Below are 14,717 nucleotides of genomic sequence, written 5' to 3'. Positions count from 1 at the left end.
ACAAATGACTAAAACGAAACGGTAATTAGTTCCATCAAAAAAGTGTTAGCTCTACCTAGTGAGCTAACACTTTATCCATCCAATAACCCATATTTTTTTCTAAAACGCTGTAAAATTTTAATCCAGCTGTTTGCAAAAACGATTAAGAAAAATACATTAGATAACGCGTGTGCTAAGTCAAAATACATGCTCGCCCCATAATAAGCGATAATCTCCGCAAATTTAACTTGATCACCTAAACTTACAAAGTACCATAAATTCATTACCCAGCCGAATAATATCCCGCTGAAAAACCCAAATATAATCCTACCAAATGACTTCTTTATCAACCAAGTATTTCGTAAAAAACCGGCAACCAGCCCAATCATTCCCCATGCATACATTTGCCAAGGAGTCCATGGTCCCTGACCTAAAAATAGATTTGAAACTAGTGCAGCAAGCGCTCCTACAACAAAGCCACTTTCCGCTCCAAAAGCGATACCTGTAACAATAATGACAAAGGTTGTCGGCTGGACACTTGGAATCGATGCAAAAGGGACACGGCTAACTGCTGCAATCGCTGCTAAAACTGCAAGAATAACTAGCTCCCGACCAGCAACCTTTCTCCTCTCAAAGCGAATGATAAAAGGGACAAAGGTCAATGTCATAAACAACAAACTTACTAGTAAAAAATGTTGGTTAGCAATTAGTGGTGTGGCTACTAAAATAACACTAACTATGACAACTATTGATAAAAGGATTACTCGTGAACGCGCCAAGATCTCCGAGCCTCCTCTACTGTTAAAACATCTGGAACATCGCTTCCTCTTGTAATACGATTAATAACTGTAGTATAAAATGCATTCCCTTGAAAAAAACTCTTCGAAGGGGCTTCAATCGTGATCGAACCTTGAAACATCATCGCACATCGTGTTGCATACTTTGCAGCAAATTCAATGTCATGGGTAACCATAACAATTGTAAGCCCCTGCTTTTGTAACGATTGTAATAGATCTCCAAATCGTTGTTTTGCTTCGGGATCAAGCCCCTTTGTTGGTTCATCAACTAAAAGTAGCTTAGGCTGCGGAAGCAAAACACCAGCAAGTGCCGCTTTTTGTAATTCCCCGCCACTCAAATCATATGGGTGTCGATTTCTTAAGTCCCTCATTTGAAAAATAGATAAAAGTTCTTTGATTCTCTCATCACCGGAATCAATTTGACGAAAGTTTATGATTTCTTTTATTTCAGCTTCAATTGTATCTTGGATAAAAAACAACTTTGGATTTTGTGGGAGATAACCAATTTCTTCAGGAAGCTGTTTCTTTACCTTTTTTCCCTTATATATAACTGAACCACGTTGCGCCTTTTCAAGTCCTGCCATGATCTTTAATAACGTTGATTTTCCAGTTCCATTCGCACCCACTATTGAAAGCCATTCCCCTTCATTAATAGTTAATGACAAATTATTCAATATCTTGTCAGTCTCTTTCGAGTATTGGAAATCAATCTGTCTTAACTTTAAAAGCTCCTTATTATCATGATCATTTCGTTCATCTGTATTGATTCCTTCAATCCGATGCTGCTTCAACCAATGCTTGCCTTCTTTAACCGATAATGGGATTGCCTCACTAATGATGTTTGAAGTGTGTTCAATATATAATCGTGCAGCACTAGGTAAATAATTGTACATAGCATGATTTAGATCTTGACTAAGACTATGAATAACCAGTTTAGGAATATCAAAAGCAATAATCTCACCCTTATCCAAGACAATTGTTCGATCTGCTATCGCAAATAGCTCCTCTAATCGATGCTCTGCAATAATGACAGTAATGCCAAATTCTTCATTCATCGTCTTCAGCATACTAATAAATTCTCTAGCTGCCACCGGGTCCAATTGTGCCGTCGGTTCGTCGAGCAACAACAATTTAGGCTCTAGTAATAGCACAGAAGCTAAATTCACTAACTGCTTTTGTCCTCCAGAAAGCTCATGTGTCTTCCGATTAAGTAATCCTTCTAAACCAAAAAAGTGAACGATTTCTGCAACACGTTTTCTCATTTCTTCAGTCGTCGCACCCATATTTTCCATACCAAATATAAGCTCTTCTAACACTTTATCCATAACAATTTGATTTTCAGGATCCTGAAAAACCATTCCCACTTCTTTTGCCATTTGCTCAAGTGGTGCAGTGGATAGCGACTCCTTGTTGAGGAAGAATTCACCTACTCTTTTCCCATGTGGAGCAATTTCACGTTTCATTAACCTTAAAAGCGTTGATTTCCCACTTCCAGAAGGGCCACAAAGCACAATAAACTCACCTTGTTCGATTGTAAAAGAAACATCCTTAAGCACACATTGCTTTTCTTCAGGATAGGTAAAGCTTATATGCTTCGCTTCCAAGAATGCCATAGTACAACCTCCTTTGCCTCTATAATAAGTGGTGAACCAATAAACACCATAAATATGCTCAAGTAAAACCACTCTCTACCTTGGATATACATTGTTTCTAATACTGGATAAACACTTAAAACTCCATCACCTAACCACCAACCTACAACAGCAATTGCAGCAACAATTAGCAGATAAATAATGGCTAGCCAATCCCTTAAAACCATTTTATATGGTGTGTATTTGCTTCTTTTCTTAACCCCATATCCCCGTGCTGCCATTGAGTCAGCTGTTTGAATAGCCTCCTCAAGAGACCAGGTTAATAAAATTTGTACAAGTAAAATTCCATTTTTAGCTCTAGTTCTTAGTTTTCCCTCAGTTACAGAGAGTCCCTTTCCTTTTTGGACTGTTTCAATTTCCCTTAACCTTCTTCTTAATAGAGGGACAAATCTCATCGAAAGCATTGCTAATAACGCCCATTGAGGCAGCCATCTCGAAAATAAGAATAAAAATTTATCAGCTGTAATAACAAGATTATAAGAAGTGAATAAGATCATAATCGTAAAAATTGATAATGCCGAGATCACACCTTGAATGATCGCTTCCAGCATAATAGGGTTACTGTACAAGTAAAATAAAATATGTGTACCGCGGTGGTTGACTAGGGGATTAATGATCAAGAAAAACAAAGCAAGGAAAGTTAGCATAATCATCCAACTTTTTAAGGTCTTCCCTTTATCTAACCGAAAATTAAATAAAATGAGCAAAATTGCTCCAACAAGCAAAAACACCGGATGCTTATAAAGCATGACCAGTGCAGTCGCTCCAACATAATAAATTAAACTAACGAATGGATGAAAAGAATGGATTCCTCTCGTCATTATTTACCATCCTCTTCATAATCTGAAGTGTAGATCCACTGAATAGAGTCACCACTTTTCACTTGAACAGCACCAGAGCTTCTGTCTAATTTGGCGCCATTACGTTTGACTGTCCAACCACTTAAAGGCCCGTGATCAAATTCAAATAGGTTGGCGATTCCCTCTACATACGCCCCTGATCCGCCACCAGTAACACTGATAGGAATACCTTTTTGTTTAAGAATTTTTGTTGTAATATCTAAAACCGTATTCCCTTCTTCCATTTCTACCTTTGTTGATGAAAGAATTGTCCCTTTTTGTTGATCTCCCACAATTGAAATGGTAACAGTTTGTTTTGGTGCTTCCTTTTTTGGTGGTGTAGCTGTTTGTTCTTTTTCTTTTTCTGTCTCTGTTTGATTAGAACTTTGTTCATTTGTTATGGTTTTTTTCTCAGCTATTGTTTGCGTTTTTTGTGTAGTAATTGACGTCTTATTTGTTACTGTTTCTTCTTTTTCCGTTGTAATTGTTTGATTGGTTGAAGATTCTGTTGTTGACTTTTGAGCTGTTGATTCCTTGGTCGGTTCCTTTGGTTCCTCTTTCGTTGTTACTACTGTATCTGAATCATCACTCGAATCATTTGTGGTTGATGTGCTCTCAGTAGATTCCTGTTGTTCTTGTTTTGATTGTTCCGCTTGTACCTCTATAGTTGTGGTTTCTTCCTTTTGCTCAACCTGAGCTTCTGAAGTAGTTTGCTCTACATTTGTTGTTTTTTCTTCAGCAATTGGTACCACTTCATCTTTTTCACAACCTGATAAAATTAAAATAACTGATAAAATAGCAATAATTATCACTTTATACATCCGCATTATAAGTACCTCCAATCATTTATTAATTTAATTCTAAGAATGCAACACCAAAAGCGCAAGCGCCCGTTTAGCGACGTATGGACTGGACTGAGCCGTAGTAGATAAAGGTAACACGAAGAGCGATAGCGATTCGATGTTGACTTATCGTACAGAGATGAGGGAAGTCCACTAGTCGCTGGGCGCTGGAGCTGGATGCCAAGCGCTTATCCACAGTACAAGAATTTTATAGTTTCCTAAACAACAGGAAAACGCCCCTCCAATTTGGAGAGGGCATTTTTTTGCGCTTTAGACTTTATTTGTTTGACGTCTATTTGAATAAACAAGAACTGTCGAACCAATCACTAGTAAAGTACCACCCGCTGCTAATAAATTAAATAGTGGGGTAGCTGTGTTTGGAAGAGGTTGCCCTTTTACTATTTCTTGAGCACTTTCCTTTTTATTTACTACTGTAGTAGCTTCTGATTTTGTTTCTGGTTGTTTTACTTCGTTCAACGATTCCTCAATTTCAGCTGTTTTTTCTGGTGTTGGCGTTACTTCATTATCAACGATTTCATCAGAATCTACGACTACTTCTGGTTTACTAAATCGATAAATCGAACCTTTATCTGTTAAGAGATAATCATATGCAGTTAACGCTAACAGAGCTTGAGTACTCGCCATCGTGTTAGTATCACCACCGCTTAGATGAGCAAAACCACCGTCTGACTGCTTAAATGTAAGAAGATGCTGAATAAGATTAACGCCTGTTGAAGCTCCTGAATCAAGGCTCGCAACAACCAGGTCTCCTGCTTGCTTGGTGAATCTCTCATCGGTTGGATCCACACCAACAGATGCTAAACCAATGATGACCTGTGCAGTTGTTTCACTAGCGTCACCACCATTTGTATCATCACTAAACCCACCATTGCTATCTTGGACACTAGAGAACCATTCGACTGCTTTATTGATAGCAGCTTGTACATTCTCCTGTTCTTTGTATGGTGCTAATGCTGCAAGCGCCATTCCAGTAATGTCCACACTAGGAGATGTACCAAATAGGGACCAGCCGCCCTTATTAAGCTGTTGATCAAGTAAATAGTTTACAAGTTTTTCTCTTGTCCATTTTGCATCACTTGGTATTTCATAGTTTCCACTATCATATGCTAGCAGTGCATAGATTACACCATTATTACCTTGTTTTATCATCCGCTCATTCGAGTGAATTTTTTCAACTAGATTGTATCCTGCGAAGTTCGTAGGATCAATTCCAGCTGCCGTTAATCCAATTACAAACCGCTCATAATCTGTTACATTTCGATAAATGCCTTCTTTTTCTATGATATCCTCTTTTAATCTATCAATATATTCTTGAGGTACATCTCCTCCAGCAACTTCAAGAGCTATTGCAGTAAAATCGTCATTTATAGCTTTCTTTGATAAATATTGTTTCGTTGATTGAACAGCAGTTCTTACTTGTTCTAGCGTGACTGGAGTTTGATCTGGTTTTGGTTCTTCTGTCCCAGTATCATCTTCTGGTGTTTCACCATCTGTTACAGGTTGCTCATCTTCACCATCATCACCAGTTTCATCCGGTGGAGGTCCCCATGATTCTACAACAAGCTTTAAATGGTCCCCATTTTTAACAATAGTAGAAGTAATCCCTTCTTGCATGTATTCGTCATTTAAGTATGTGCTCCAGTAATCATAGTCACCTAATTCAACCTTGCCGATGTTATTTACATAGGCAAAAAATTCAGAATCAACGGATGTATCTACACTAACTTCTGCCGTTTTACCAGCTAGTTTTATAGCATCGTATGCACTTGATCCATTCACAACTGATACCGTTTCTCTGAATACTACATTTTTATTTTTTTCGACCGCAGAAACTGTTATATCAACTGTTTCGGCTGGATAACTAATCACTTTAAAAAGTAGGCTATCTCCCTTTTCTACAACATAACTTGATGCTCCAACCTGTGCTCCTTCACCATTAATCATAAAGCCCCAATATTGATCACCTTCAAGAGGAATAGACCCAATATTATTGATAAATACTCCAAAATTAGGATCTTCACCATAGTCTAGAGCAACATCCTGTTTCTCTGTTTGTTCTTTTAATATATCAAAAGCTGTTTCACCTTCTTCAATCTCTACTGCAGTCATAGGCAATATCTTATTCCCAGCCTGATCTACTGCTGAAATTGTTGCACCATTTGTTAATACTGCTGCATCAACATGCTGTGGGAAAAATGATAAAACTTGAAAAAGAACTAATAAGGTAATAGAAAATAAAGCTATACCTCGGTTTGACAAATTTCGTTTGTTCAAAGTAAAAAGCCCCCTAATTATGTTTTCTTTCTATAAGAATAAAAGCACGAGAGTTACGATACCTTGCGCGCTTATCCAAAGTAGGATTCTGTGTACCTGAAAAATAAAAAAACACATCACTATACAGAGATGTGTGCTTGTCACAGGGTAAAAAATAGTAAAGTACATATGTATACCTGTGCTCAAACACCATCCCTATCCTCGTAAGTTTTGGTGATTTAAAAAAACAGGCAGGTCTCCTGGCTCATGATCAACACTCTTTTACAACCTTCCCAATATGAATAGTGGCATAATGCAAAGATCTCCCATTTACAGTGGCGGGACCGCGCCGGATTGTTCACCGGTCTTCCCTTTTCATGATAGACTTACTAGATCTATCAACCTATTTTTATCGTATTTAGTTACATTTAAGATTACTTAATAATAGTCTAGTATAAAAAGGGTGTCAATATTCGTCTCTTTCTCAATTTAAAAAAGGCACTCCCAGGACCAAACCCCTGGAGTACCTTTCCTGACTAATTATTTTGTTTCTCGATGCAATGTATGTTTTTTTAATCGTGGGCAGTACTTCTTTCTTTCAATTCGATCTGGATTATTTCGTTTATTTTTTGTTGTTATATAATTTCGATCCCCGGTTTCAGTACACGCTAATATTATATTTATTCTCATTTTATTTCCTCCTAATAAAAATTTAGTTTGATTTTCTTACGAATCTAAATAGCAACGGTAAATGAAGGTATTGGGTCAATAAACGTTGACCAATCTTGATTCATTTCTTCATCCGTTAATAAGCAATGATCTAGTGATTCCTCAACTTCAACACGATTCATATCAATACCAATCATAACGAGCTCTGTCATACGATCACCATATTTATCATCCCACTTTTCTAATAGTTCAGGTTCCTCTATGAGAACTTGTTGTTGTTCCTGCTGAGAATAAGTTGCGATCCACGCTCCTGCTCCTTGTATAATAATAGAGGGTCCTGCCTGAGAAAGTAATCCAGTCATATCATTTCGAGAGGCTAACCAAAAGAATCCTTTGGCACGGACAACATCAACTGGCCAATCCTCAAGCCAAGCCATCAATCTTTCAGGGTGGAATGGTCGTTTACGCTTGTATACGAATGAAGAAATGCCGAACTCTTCTGTTTCTGGCGTATGTTCTGTCATAAGCTCTTGTATCCATCCGGCAGCTTGACTTGCTTTCTCAAAATTAAACAGGTGTGTATTTAATATTTCGTTAAGGTCGACCTTAGAAAACACACTTTCTACCACTTTCGCCTCAGGATTTAATTTTTTAATAACTCTCTTTAATTCTTCAACATCTTCCCTATGGACTAAATCTGTTTTATTCAAAACAATGATATTTGCAAATTCTATTTGATCGATTAACAGATCCACGACTTCTCTCGTATCTGTTTCATCAGTTGCTAGCTTTCGATCCAAAAGTGTCTCTCCAGAAGCAAAATCGTACCAAAAGCGGTTTGCATCTACTACCGTAATCATTGCATCTAATTTACATAGCTCTGATAGATTGATCCCGAGCTCTTCATCCACATATGTAAATGTTTGTGCTACTGGAACAGGCTCTGAAATACCTGTTGATTCAATGACAAGATAGTCAATATCTCCTTGCTTTACAAGCTTCTCAACTTCAAAAATTAAATCTTCGCGCAATGTACAACAAATACAACCATTTTGTAGCTCGACTAGCTTTTCCTCTGTCTGAGAAAAACCACCCTGTTTAATTAATGAGGCATCAATATTTACCTCGCTCATATCATTTACAATTACTGCAACTCGCTTATTTTCTCTGTTAGCTAAAATATGATTTAATAAAGTTGTTTTTCCAGATCCTAAATAACCACTTAAGACTGTTACTGGTATTTTCTTTTTTCTCATTTGAACCCTTCTTTCTAGATCGTTATTATTACGATTTAAAGTCTATATTTTTCCTACCTATTTATTACGCACAACTGCTATCTTTAATTATGTGTAATTGGTCGTAATTAAATATCTTGTGGTAACATCACAAACAGTAATCATTACGATTTAAATTTTATAATAATATTTGCTCTTTTGCAAGCACCACTTTAGATTAAAGACATAGTAACCTTGCTATCATTCTCTTTAGGAGTAGACAATAATGCCTAATCTTACCTCCTTCCTGATCTAATTAAAATTACATGCGCGAAATATTTATATTCTATGTTTAGCAAGCTATTTAAATGGGAATTAAAAAATTAAGACAAAAAAGAGCTGACTCATTTATGCCAGCTCTAATCAAAACTTATAAATTCACGCGCACAACACGTCCATTAAATTTCTCTGCCCAATAACCACTACTCATATTAGCGATTGCTACACCAGTTGAACTTTGAGAACCGATGAATTTACCACCGCCAACATAAATACCAACATGGCCATCTGTTTTATAAGTATTAAAGAAAACAAGATCTCCAGGTTGCATATTACTTCTTGAAACTTGAGTTCCTGCGTGCTTTAATGAATCCGTATTACCACCTAAGCTAACTCCAACTGTTGAAAAGGCCCAATTTACAAAACCTGAACAGTCAAATCTTCCATTTGCTATATCGGAAGAAGATCTACCGCCACCAAATACATAGACAGAGTTACCAATATATTTATAACCTGCGCGAATCAAGTCGTTAACAGTACCATTTGGATTTACAGGTGTTGAAGCAACAGTTTTATTGCTGCTTGTAGATTTTTTTGAGCTTGATGTTGAATTAGAGTTTGAGTTTGCTTTTGAATTAGAGCTTTCTCCATTAGTTCCACTTGTTAACTCTACAGATGTTGATGCTGAGGTTTCTGCTTGAGCTAAGCTTTGTTGGACACTAGACTCTTGTAATGCAAGATTACTATCTTGCTGTTGCATGCTAGCTTTAGCAGCTAATGTTGCTGATTCTTCACTCTTAAGCTGTTCTTTTAATTGATCATTTTGTTCCTTTTGCTCAAGAACAAGAGCTTGCATACCTTCTAATTCTGTTTTCATCTCTGTTAGTTCTGCAAGTCTTTTTACCTTTGCAGCTTGTGTTTCCTTTAAGGTAGCTTGGTCTTCCTCATGCTGCTTTATAAGATCTCTGTCTGCTTCTGCAATTTTCCCGACTGCAATCGCACGGTTAACAAAATCACTGAAACTAGAAGAACCAACTAATACGTCAAAATAGTCAACATTTCCACCACTATGTTGATATGCAATAGCACGTTGTTTTAATATTTCTGTTCTATTTTTAATTGTCTCTTCTAAAACTGCGATTTCATTTTGCATTTTGCTAATTTCTTCATTAGCAACAGTTATGTCTTTTTTCGTTTGTTCCATTTTAGTGTTGTTATCTGCAATCGCCTGATCAACACGTTCAATTTGCTCATTTAACTTAGCAAGTTCTTTCTGAACATCATTTAGCTCTTGCTCAGCGTTTTCAATTTTCTCTTGAACTTGTGTGCGCTGTTGCTGAATTTCAGATAAGCTCTCCGCTGTTTCAGCTTTAGCTGAAGGAATAGCAAATGAACTGCCTAATCCAATCATGACTGCTAAACTCATGACTAGTAGTTTCTTTTTCGACATTTCTCTTCCCCTACTTTCAAATCTTATATGTATGAATACTAATTCTATATATCTATTTATCTTCAATACATTTAAAAATTATCATACTTTTTACTTATTTAGCCACAATAAGTAGTATATCATCAAAAAGTGACAAAATCATGTTGTTAATATTACAATTATATTTCAAATATAACAAAAGACCCTTTTTTTCTACTATAAAACCCGCAAACTATACTCTAACATATATCAAAATCTATTTCTAGGACCTATTAGTCATGTAAATAAAAGGGGCAAACACCCTAGTTTTTACTAGTTCTAGCTTCGTAAAACCAGTGCTCACGGGCCAAAGTGCAAAACTGGGAAGACAGGGTGTTTGTTTTTAGTATCCCTATATCTAAGAGGCTGGAGTTGTAATAATAAAAAAAAGACGATTCCAAATAAGATGGAATCGCCTCTATTACCTTTATTTAGTTGGATTGAGAACCTCATCAATTATTCCATACTCCACTGCTTCTTTTGCACTCATAAAATAATCCCGTTCTGTATCAATTCTTATCTTTTCAATTGGCTGGCCGGTGATATCTGCATACAAATTGTTCACATGTTCTTTCAGCTTTAGTATACGCCTTGCTGTAATTTCGATATCTGTCGCTTGCCCCTTTGCTCCACCTAAAGGCTGGTGTATCATGATTTCACTATTTGGCAAAGCATAGCGTTTACCTTTTGTACCTGCTAAAAGCAAGGTAGCACCGAATGAAGCTGCCATTCCTGTACAAATTGTTCTTATATCAGGTTTTATATATTGCATCGTATCGAAAATTGCAAACCCTGCAGATGTAGAGCCACCTGGACTATTGATATATAATGAAATATCCTTTTCTGGGTCGTCGGCAGCTAAAAATAACATTTGTGCAACAATACTATTGGCTACCTGATCATTAATCTCATCTCCAAGCATGATAATCCGGTCCTTTAAAAGTCTCGAATAAATATCATATGAACGTTCCCCTCGATTTGATTGGTCAATAACATATGGAATTGTTGTCATTGTAAAACCCTCCTTATCATTGTTTCAAATTAAGCAGCCATGCAAAGTCCACTTGAAGGAGAGAGTGTTTTTGAAGGTACAGGAGCAACAGCTTCCTTCATTAAAGAGTGAAATGTCGGGATGTTACGAATTAGTGCTGTTGGGTCCTGCAGTGTTAGAGCTTCGTAGAAAAGTTCTGAAAGCAATTGTTCTTCTTCTTTTTCCCAGATTAGCGTCAAGCCGTTCCCCCCATTATTTTCAATCCGCTTTCTCAAGCGATGAAGAATCGACTTGACCGCCATTTCAGTTGTTCCAAGAATATTAGCAATTTCAGAGGACCGATAGCAAAAAGCCTCTTTCAGAAAGAGAATCACTGCTTGCTTTGGAGTGAAATGTTTGACTAAATACTGCACGATGTCAAAGGCATCTTCAACTGTACGTTCATGCTTTGCCTCGTTATATGTTATATCGGATTCAAGCGTCTCCTTTTTTCTCTTACGAACAGTATCAATCCAATGATTATAAGCAATTCTTTTAAGCAAAGCAGGTGAGATCAATTCAGCCTTTTGACCGTACGCTTCAATTGCCTTTATCACTGTTTCTTGGGCGATGTCCTCACCATCCCAGCTACTATTTGTCAGAAATTGGCAATATGCAACCAACGCTGGAATATAGTCTTCGATCTTTACACGTGCCCTGAGTTTTAATTCTTTCATTTCATTACTTTGCATTCCATTCACTCCTTTAAACACTCTCAGTTATATAACGAATAAGGTGGCAAAAAAAGATATGGGGTCATTTATTTTTATAGCTCCGTTAAACTTGGCTGTGGATTTACGCTTTGGTGTTCGCTTTCCGCGGGCGGTACGGGAGCCTTACCGTATCCGTTCCAATCAACAAAGTGCCAAAATCAACAATGAGATTTAACAGAGCCATTTTTATAAATTAATTATTACTTGTATATAACCACATGATTAATTCCATCATATGTAACTTGTTTGATACATTTTAATCAAGGGTATTGTTTTTAAAAACTCCCATTTTCATTTAACCTTAGGAGGCCAAAATGCTGGAACATTTCGAAACAGATTATCTAATTTTACTCCTGTCACTGCTTTTATTATTAGGAGTTATTACAACAAAATTCTCTACTAAAATCGGCGTTCCTGCTCTTGTGTTGTTTATCGGGTTAGGAATGGTTATGGGTAGTGATGGATTAAACATTATCTATTTTAGCGATGTGAAAATTGCCCAAATTATTGGGATTATAGCGTTAGTCATAATCCTATTTGAAGGAGGACTAAAAACGAGATGGAGTTCTGTTAAGAAGGTCGCTGCCCCATCTCTATCATTAGCAACAATTGGTGTCCTAATAACGACTTTAATTACTGCTATAGGAGCAAAAGTGATTTTTGACATGGACTGGCTCAAGTCTTTTTTGATTGGAGCAATTGTGGGTTCAACAGATGCAGCAGCAGTATTTGCGATCTTAGCAGGACAAAATGTGAAAGAAAAACTTACTTCTGTATTAGAAGCTGAATCAGGAACAAACGATCCTATGGCCATGTTTTTAACCATATCCACAATCCAGTTACTGACTTCTGATGACGCTAATATCGTCATGCTGATTTTATCATTTTTCTGGCAAATGAGCATCGGGCTTCTTCTTGGTTACGGACTTGGTTGGCTAGCCTCAAAATCAATTAATAAAATCAATTTAGACTTTAACGGGTTATACCCTGTTTTTACTTTAGTATTCGCGATCCTTTCATATAGTGTCACTTCTATGCTTAACGCGAGCGGGCTTTTTGCTGTTTATGTAACTGCACTTGTAATCGGCAATAAAGATCTTACATATCGAAACTCAATTTTGCGATTTCATTCAGGATTGGCTTGGATGATGCAAATTTTAATGTTTATTATTCTCGGTTTATTAGTTTCCCCTTCTCAGTTATTTGATTTGGATTTAATTTGGAGAGCTTTGCTTTTATCAGTGATTCTTATTGTGATCGCACGCCCTGCAGCTGTATATGCTGCACTATCATACTTTCCATTTTCTTCAAAGGAATTTCTTTTTATATCATGGGCAGGATTACGTGGAGCTGTCCCAATTGTACTTGCAACCTTTCCATTCATTGATGGCGTGGAAAATAGTCATATTATCTTTCATATTGTTTTCTTCGTTGTCTTAACTTCAGCCCTTGTGCAAGGATCTACTATTCCATTAGTTGCAAAAAAGCTTAGACTTACTGAACCAGAAAAGGATATTTCACCTGATTTACTTGAAGTCATTTCACTGAGCAAGGTAAATGCAGAATTAATTGAATACATTGTTAGTCAAAAATGCAGTTTGTTAAATAAGGAAGTGAAGGATATTACGTTTCCTGAAAAGGTATGGGTGAATGCCCTTATTAGGAACAAGGACCTTTTGCCACCCAGTGAGGATTTAACGATTAAAAAGGATGATATATTGTATATTCTTGCTGATAAGAAGAGTATTCCTGATTTGAAGGAGTTGCTGAATGTTGAATGAAGTTTTTAAGGTATAAAATACACTCTATCCTTTGTTCTTCCTTCATGAACATAATTTAATGTACTGAAAAACTTTGTTGCACTAGTACGTGATGAGATGTGAAGAAATGACCGGAGCTGTTGATTTGATATTTTATTTTCAAAAAGATATTTGTATTCTTCTAGAGTTCTGAGGTGAGCATCCTTCGCTTTATGTTTACAAAATGAACATCGCCAAAAACCTTGGGTTCTTTTAGCAGGAAATTGGCCGCAGCCTGGACATTGCACTCCAGTTAGAATGTCATTCTTTGAAATATTATATTTGGTAAATAAGTCAACATCCTCTTCTGTATGCTTTTCCATAAGTGTTTTAGATAACTTTTTAAGAGTAGGTTTCGTTAATAACTGTTCTTTAAACTTCTTTTCTAGAACTCCTATTTTGTAAGGAATGTTTGCGCTATGAAGGATTTGAGATTTGAGTGACTTTGGGGCTTTTATAATTGTAGAAGGACTACTAATAACAACAAAACTTTGACAAGGGATTCGTGGAAATTTATGATTTTCCAGCCAATTCTCTAAATGGGACTGCTGCCTCCGTATTTGAATCAGGGGGCTTGGGAAGCCTTCCTCTTTCCCATCTAACGTTCGTATCATCTGATCATATTCTTCATCAAAATATAAAGTTCCCGCTATATTTTTCACTTCGAGGTTGCAAATAAAGAATGGTGAAGCAATAAGTGTATCGATTTGAAAAAAATGATTCTTATCTCTTAGCCTAATATTACTGAAAATAAGATAATTATCATTGATGTAACTTAAATAGTAGTCAATTGACTTTTCTCCTTTATATCCTGCAAGTTTTTTTGCATAATCTTTTTCTAAAATGGGATAGCTACTGTGCGATTTCCGGAGTCTATTTACTATCGCCTCTAACTTTAATAGCTCAGAAGACTTTTTTTGTTCTTTAATAATCAGGGGATATTCACTCCTTTATGTTTTGGATTACGTATCAAAAATGATATTCGCTATAATTGATAGTTATCCTGCAACTATTTTAATCATTTTAAATGTATTTTATTAAAAAAGTAGACCATTTCAGTTTGATTTACTGATGAAACCTGACTGAAATTCCTACCTTTTCATACGTTTTTAGTGAATTGAATCAGGTTAATGAATTAACTTCATTTTCCCACCACGCTTTC

Annotated in this window: 12 protein-coding genes and 1 riboswitch; of the genes, 1 reads left to right on the top strand and 11 read right to left on the bottom strand. The window is 36.5% G+C overall.

Translation table 11 applies throughout. From position 1 onward, the window contains the following. Positions 1 to 71: 71 nt before the first annotated feature. The 10 genes from WCV66_RS07435 to WCV66_RS07390 all read right to left on the bottom strand — a co-directional run bounded on the left by WCV66_RS07435 (position 72) and on the right by WCV66_RS07390 (position 11,735). On the bottom strand, positions 72 to 761 hold the full coding sequence (locus WCV66_RS07435) for an ECF transporter S component (protein WP_396652619.1): 690 nt from the start codon (positions 759 to 761) through the stop codon (positions 72 to 74). Next, positions 740 to 2,389, bottom strand: coding sequence for an energy-coupling factor transporter ATPase (locus tag WCV66_RS07430; protein WP_338788492.1), 1,650 nt, complete (start codon positions 2,387 to 2,389; stop codon positions 740 to 742). Before WCV66_RS07430 ends, WCV66_RS07435 begins: the two co-directional genes overlap by 22 nt. Further along, positions 2,362 to 3,249, bottom strand: coding sequence for an energy-coupling factor transporter transmembrane component T (locus WCV66_RS07425; protein ID WP_066329775.1), 888 nt, complete (start codon positions 3,247 to 3,249; stop codon positions 2,362 to 2,364). The genes WCV66_RS07430 and WCV66_RS07425 overlap by 28 nt, the downstream gene beginning before the upstream one ends. Continuing rightward, positions 3,249 to 4,094, bottom strand: coding sequence for a DUF4430 domain-containing protein (locus WCV66_RS07420; protein ID WP_338788490.1), 846 nt, complete (start codon positions 4,092 to 4,094; stop codon positions 3,249 to 3,251). Before WCV66_RS07420 ends, WCV66_RS07425 begins: the two co-directional genes overlap by 1 nt. 285 nt (positions 4,095 to 4,379) lie before the next feature. After that, positions 4,380 to 6,404 carry a DUF4430 domain-containing protein gene (locus WCV66_RS07415; protein ID WP_338788489.1) on the bottom strand — a complete coding sequence of 675 codons (2,025 nt, stop codon included), beginning with the start codon at positions 6,402 to 6,404 and terminating at the stop codon, positions 4,380 to 4,382. Between the two features lie 211 nt (positions 6,405 to 6,615). Next, a riboswitch (cobalamin riboswitch) is annotated at positions 6,616 to 6,805 on the bottom strand. A gap of 118 nt (positions 6,806 to 6,923) precedes the next feature. After that, the gene (gene rpmG / locus WCV66_RS07410) at positions 6,924 to 7,073 is read right to left on the bottom strand and encodes a 50S ribosomal protein L33 (protein ID WP_338788488.1); all 150 of its coding nucleotides are present in this window, start codon (positions 7,071 to 7,073) and stop codon (positions 6,924 to 6,926) included. A gap of 44 nt (positions 7,074 to 7,117) precedes the next feature. Beyond that, on the bottom strand, positions 7,118 to 8,308 hold the full coding sequence (locus WCV66_RS07405; RefSeq protein WP_338788486.1) for a GTP-binding protein: 1,191 nt from the start codon (positions 8,306 to 8,308) through the stop codon (positions 7,118 to 7,120). Between the two features lie 388 nt (positions 8,309 to 8,696). Beyond that, a complete protein-coding gene (locus WCV66_RS07400) occupies positions 8,697 to 9,995 on the bottom strand; it encodes an NlpC/P60 family protein (RefSeq protein WP_338788484.1) in 1,299 nt (432 codons plus the stop codon). A gap of 445 nt (positions 9,996 to 10,440) precedes the next feature. Continuing rightward, positions 10,441 to 11,025, bottom strand: coding sequence for an ATP-dependent Clp endopeptidase proteolytic subunit ClpP (gene clpP / locus WCV66_RS07395; protein WP_338788483.1), 585 nt, complete (start codon positions 11,023 to 11,025; stop codon positions 10,441 to 10,443). Between the two features lie 29 nt (positions 11,026 to 11,054). Then, positions 11,055 to 11,735 (bottom strand): sigma-70 family RNA polymerase sigma factor, encoded by a 681-nt coding sequence (locus WCV66_RS07390; protein WP_338788482.1) that lies wholly within the window; start codon positions 11,733 to 11,735, stop codon positions 11,055 to 11,057. A gap of 335 nt (positions 11,736 to 12,070) precedes the next feature. Between WCV66_RS07390 and WCV66_RS07385 the strand changes: the two genes are divergently transcribed. Beyond that, positions 12,071 to 13,537, top strand: a complete 1,467-nt coding sequence (locus tag WCV66_RS07385) for a potassium/proton antiporter (RefSeq protein ID WP_338788481.1) — start codon at positions 12,071 to 12,073, stop codon at positions 13,535 to 13,537. Positions 13,538 to 13,542: 5 nt separating this feature from the next. On the opposite strand, the gene WCV66_RS07380 is transcribed toward WCV66_RS07385, so the two are convergent. Beyond that, complete coding sequence (locus WCV66_RS07380) at positions 13,543 to 14,325, bottom strand: nuclease-related domain-containing protein (RefSeq protein ID WP_413789661.1); 783 nt, start codon at positions 14,323 to 14,325, stop codon at positions 13,543 to 13,545. Positions 14,326 to 14,717 lie beyond the last annotated feature (392 nt).

This window comes from Metabacillus rhizosphaerae (genome assembly GCF_037201795.1).
GTDB lineage: Bacteria > Bacillota > Bacilli > Bacillales > Bacillaceae > Metabacillus > Metabacillus rhizosphaerae.
The sequence above is the reverse complement of the archived record's forward strand: the minus strand, read 5'-3'. Positions and strand labels throughout refer to the sequence as shown.

Bases quoted from the DNA above. Each gene is read 5' to 3' on its own strand.
- WCV66_RS07430 (WP_338788492.1), bottom strand. From the start codon at position 2,389: ATGGCATTCTTGGAAGCGAAGCATATAAGCTTTACCTATCCTGAAGAA.
- WCV66_RS07425 (WP_066329775.1), bottom strand. From the start codon at position 3,249: ATGACGAGAGGAATCCATTCTTTTCATCCATTCGTTAGTTTAATTTAT.
- WCV66_RS07420 (WP_338788490.1), bottom strand. From the start codon at position 4,094: ATGCGGATGTATAAAGTGATAATTATTGCTATTTTATCAGTTATTTTA.
- rpmG (WP_338788488.1), bottom strand. From the start codon at position 7,073: ATGAGAATAAATATAATATTAGCGTGTACTGAAACCGGGGATCGAAAT.
- WCV66_RS07405 (WP_338788486.1), bottom strand. From the start codon at position 8,308: ATGAGAAAAAAGAAAATACCAGTAACAGTCTTAAGTGGTTATTTAGGA.
- WCV66_RS07400 (WP_338788484.1), bottom strand. From the start codon at position 9,995: ATGTCGAAAAAGAAACTACTAGTCATGAGTTTAGCAGTCATGATTGGA.
- clpP (WP_338788483.1), bottom strand. From the start codon at position 11,025: ATGACAACAATTCCATATGTTATTGACCAATCAAATCGAGGGGAACGT.
- WCV66_RS07390 (WP_338788482.1), bottom strand. From the start codon at position 11,735: ATGCAAAGTAATGAAATGAAAGAATTAAAACTCAGGGCACGTGTAAAG.
- WCV66_RS07385 (WP_338788481.1), top strand. From the start codon at position 12,071: ATGCTGGAACATTTCGAAACAGATTATCTAATTTTACTCCTGTCACTG.